This window comes from Treponema sp. UBA785 (assembly GCF_002297065.1).
Taxonomy (GTDB): Bacteria; Spirochaetota; Spirochaetia; order Treponematales; family Treponemataceae; genus Treponema_D.
Genome location: NZ_DBJD01000017.1, coordinates 1 through 3284, shown reverse-complemented (window position 1 = coordinate 3284; position 3284 = coordinate 1). Strand labels below are relative to the sequence as shown.

Here is a 3284-nt window from a genome sequence, read left to right as displayed (position 1 = left end):
TAATGACAGATGATTTCAAGCCCGATAATGACAGCAAAATTAAAAAAACGAAATTAAATATGTTAAAAAAGCACTTTGTAAATATCGCAAACGAAAAAATCGAGACGCTGAAAGAACAGCTTGAAAAAGCGGAATGCGTCGTGATTGGCTCCGGCGCCGGGCTTTCTGCAAGCGCGGGATTTTCGTACAGCGGCGAGCGGTTCAAAAAATATTTTTCGGACTTTGAGACGAAATATCATTTTCACGATATGTACTCTGGCGGATTTGCGGATTTTGGCTCGCTTGAGGAAAACTGGGCTTACTGGAGCCGCTACATTTACATCAACCGATATATGCGCGCGCCGCTTCCGGTCTACGAAAAACTTTTTGAGCTTGTGCGCGGCAAGGACTATTTTGCAATCACCACGAATGTTGACCACTGCTTTCAAAAGGCCGGATTCGACAAAAAGCGGCTTTTCTACACGCAGGGCGACTACGGACTTTTTCAGTGCTGCGTTCCGTGCCACAAAAAGACTTACGGCAACGAAGAGGCGGTGAGAAAAATGCTCGTTTCGCAAGGATTCGGATTTGAGGACAGCGAAAACGAAAAAAGACGGCGACCTTGTTTTTCTGAGAAATCCTTTGAAAATGGAAATTCCGCCCGAGCTTGTGCCGCGCTGCCCGGTCTGCGGAAAACCGATGTCGATGAATCTTCGCTGCGACGAGACTTTTGTTGAGGACGACGGCTGGCACAAAGCGGCAAGACGCTACCAGAATTTTATTGAAAAGCACAAAAACGCAAGAACGCTTTTTCTGGAGCTTGGAGTCGGAGGAAACACGCCCGGAATCATAAAATATCCGTTCTGGAATCTCACGTACAAAAACAAAAACGCGTTTTACGCGGCGGTCAATATGGAAAAGGAAGAAGTTCCTGCGGAAATAAAACCGCGCTCCGTTCTGATAAAGGGCGATATTTTTAAGACGATTGAGAGTCTGATGTGATTAGTCTTGCATTCAACAGGAATTATCTGCGTTTCATTATACACATTTTTGCATATTTTTCACATAATGTCAGTTGTCAAACCGAATTTTCTTGCACTGTTTTTAGCCATATAGTCAGACTCGGTTCACGCAAGGCAAATTAAATGTGAGTGCGATTAAAGAAAAGAGAGAAAAAGAGATTTGTAAAAGGAGAATGTGAGGAAGAAAGAAAATTGCGAAAAATAAACTCACGCAGTTACCAGCACTTTTGGAGTTTTCTGTATAACAAGAATATTTTCATTATGAAGATTCTGCTCTTGTTTTTCTGAAATAGTAATAAATTCAAAATCGTTTTTAAAAAGTGCGGCATTTTCTTCATTCAGCTTTTTTCTTGCAACTTCTATCGCTTTTTGAGACTTGTCAATTCCAATCCACTTTCTGCCAAGTTCTTGGGCGGCAACCAAAGTTGTTCCCGAACCGCAGAAAAAGTCCATAACCAAACTTTCTGGATTTGAGGAAGTCTGGACAATGAGTTTTAATAGGTCAAGATTTTTTTCTGTCGGATAAACCGGATACTGGTAATCCTTAAAATCCCAAATGTCCTGAAGTTTTTTTCCTTTCTGCTCGTCCGCAAAAATTTTTCGGCGAGGAACTCCGTTTTTTGACCATTCAATCAGACCTTGCTCATCAAGTTTTTCAAGTTCTGCCGGAGAAGTTCGCCAGTGTCTGTTATCACATTATTTTATCAAATTGAGCCGCATCGACTTTTTTTGTTTTTATCGATTTTCGTGCGTTGTCAACGAAAGCGTAAAAGTCTTTATTCATATCAGCAAGAAAATTCATAAAATTTATATCGACAACGCTTCGCTCTCTTGCTGAAACAACGATTTCACTCTTTAAAGGATTTTCAAGATTCAATTTTATGACACCGATTCCATAGCCATTGTTTAAGCGCGAAATGTTTGAAAGAAAAGCTGCGTCAGTATCTAAATCCCCTACAACAAGATAGCCGTAATTTGCCCAAGCAGAATTTGAAACTGCCTGAAAATAACATTCTGTGATATTGCTTTTGTCAATTTTCAATTTAAGTTCAAAACTGTAGAACTGCATAACCTTTGTTGAAAAAAGCCCAAGTTTTTCGATTTCAGATTGAAAAAGCGGATTTAAGTCAAGGATTGTCGGATTTATGCCAACTATATCAGGATTTGTCCATTTTCCAATTTTGTCTTTTTTCTTCTGAACTTTTAAAGCGTTTATGGTTTTGCAGTAAACTCCGAAACGCTCTTTTGCAAATTTTACCAAATACGGATGCAAAGAAGATTCTGGTATTATGGTTGCTTCGGGAATATTTTTAGATTTCAGGAAAAAATGCTTTTTACTCTTCTTTACCTTTCCCTCATTTTGAATTCCAAAAACAGGATTGCTTCCGCTTGAATATTTTGTAAGACATCGGGCAACAGCAGACAATGGAACCTGAACTTTTTGAAGCTCTTCACATTCAGAATATTTTTCGTGTTTTTCTGCAATTGAAAGAATCTCACCTTGTGTAAGAGGAATTTCTGATTTTTCTAAAATATCGATTATAAGCTCAACCAGCTTCATTCTAAATCTCGCTTAAATATTCTGAAATATTCGCGTTTTTATATAAATCATAGGCTTCATCAATAACTTCATTCAAAATATCTTTTGTGTCATCTTCTTCACGATTAAAAATAACTTCCGCGAGGCAGACTAAGAAATACGGATTATTTGTTGGAAATCTGTCTTTGATTGAGTTTAGAAATTCGTAATCAGTGTTATGGAGAATTTTATCTTCAAGCAATTTTTGTGTATATTTCATTTATGCCACGTCCTTTTTCCTGTTCGTCTCTTTTGGCGCAGATGTTTTTTCAAGGATTCCATCAAGACCCATTTCATAAAGATAACTTGCAATTCGCTCAACAGTTTTTGGATTTCTTTCTATTGCGGAACGGTCGTTTTTTAAATATGAAACATAAGAATATTTTATCGGGAAAGGATGCTTTTCATCGCCCTGACCTTTTACTTGGTCAAGCAAAAGGTTTATCAAGCCTTTTGAATCGCGGTTCTGGAGCAATGTTTTTAATTTTTCTACAATGCCACTTGGCAAATCGCGTTTTTCATTTGCTGAAAGAGGATAAATTTTGAACAATTGGTCTAAATAGTCGTACTGATTGGCAAGTTCGATGCTTCGCTGTGTCCAAATGTTCATAATTTGTTTCTCCAGAATAAGTAGCGTTTATAAAATTACTATACACATTTTTTGACAAAACTTCCATACTAATTTTGAAATGAACCTGCCGCGA

Annotated in this window: 6 protein-coding genes; 2 read left to right on the top strand and 4 right to left on the bottom strand. The window is 38.0% G+C overall.

Going from position 1 to position 3284, the window contains the following annotated elements:
- A partial coding sequence (locus B2X33_RS01230) for an SIR2 family NAD-dependent protein deacylase (protein WP_524539496.1) occupies positions 1 to 716 on the top strand: 716 nt, incomplete at its 5' end.
- Complete coding sequence (locus B2X33_RS09500) at positions 685 to 981, top strand: SIR2 family NAD-dependent protein deacylase (protein ID WP_296666973.1); 297 nt, start codon at positions 685 to 687, stop codon at positions 979 to 981. The genes B2X33_RS01230 and B2X33_RS09500, both read left to right, overlap by 32 nt.
- Before the next feature lie 227 nt (positions 982 to 1208).
- On the opposite strand, the gene B2X33_RS01220 is transcribed toward B2X33_RS09500, so the two are convergent.
- From B2X33_RS01220 to B2X33_RS01205, 4 genes are all read right to left on the bottom strand, one after another.
- Positions 1209 to 1598 carry a DNA methyltransferase gene (locus B2X33_RS01220; RefSeq protein ID WP_414717800.1) on the bottom strand — a complete coding sequence of 130 codons (390 nt, stop codon included), beginning with the start codon at positions 1596 to 1598 and terminating at the stop codon, positions 1209 to 1211.
- A gap of 94 nt (positions 1599 to 1692) precedes the next feature.
- Positions 1693 to 2562, bottom strand: a complete 870-nt coding sequence (locus B2X33_RS01215; RefSeq protein ID WP_296666970.1) for a hypothetical protein — start codon at positions 2560 to 2562, stop codon at positions 1693 to 1695.
- Position 2563: 1 nt separating this feature from the next.
- Positions 2564 to 2800, bottom strand: a complete 237-nt coding sequence (locus B2X33_RS01210; RefSeq protein ID WP_296666967.1) for a hypothetical protein — start codon at positions 2798 to 2800, stop codon at positions 2564 to 2566.
- Positions 2801 to 3190, bottom strand: a complete 390-nt coding sequence (locus B2X33_RS01205; protein ID WP_296666964.1) for a hypothetical protein — start codon at positions 3188 to 3190, stop codon at positions 2801 to 2803.
- Positions 3191 to 3284: the final 94 nt, after the last annotated feature.